The sequence below is a fragment of the Streptomyces colwelliae genome, from assembly GCF_048158785.1.
Classification (GTDB): Bacteria; Actinomycetota; Actinomycetes; order Streptomycetales; family Streptomycetaceae; genus Streptomyces.
This window is the reverse complement of the sequence record NZ_JBLTJC010000997.1, coordinates 1-421: the sequence shown is the minus strand read 5'-3', so window position 1 is coordinate 421 and position 421 is coordinate 1. Positions and strand designations below refer to the sequence as shown.

Genomic DNA, 421 nt, shown 5'->3' with positions numbered 1-421 from the left:
GATATTGATATCGCTCCTAACGCCATATCAAGTAAGAGATGGTGCATCCGGGAGGATTCGAACCTCCGACCGCTCGGTTCGTAGCCGAGTACTCTATCCAGCTGAGCTACGGATGCAAATGGCGGTGAGGCGGGGATTCGAACCCCGGATGCAGCTTTTGACCGCATACTCCCTTAGCAGGGGAGCGCCTTCAGCCTCTCGGCCACCTCACCACACGCCTCTTACGAGTGCTTCGAAGAACTTGTTTATCGCTCATCGTCGCTGCGTGGCGCACATATTACTTTCTGAGACTTATAAGTCAAACAATTTTTCCCACACTTTTATCGTTTGCACACTTCACGCTCAATTAGTCTGTAAAAACGTCAAAAAGAGTGTTTTATCAACAGAAAAACGGAGGTCTGTCAGATAGCAGTAATGCAAA

Annotated in this window: 2 tRNA genes; both read right to left on the bottom strand. The window is 48.7% G+C overall.

Going from position 1 to position 421, the window contains the following annotated elements:
- Positions 1 to 39 precede the first annotated feature (39 nt).
- A tRNA-Arg gene (locus ACNFOC_RS55540) sits at positions 40 to 116 on the bottom strand.
- Positions 117 to 119: 3 nt separating this feature from the next.
- A tRNA-Ser gene (locus ACNFOC_RS55535) sits at positions 120 to 212 on the bottom strand.
- Positions 213 to 421 lie beyond the last annotated feature (209 nt).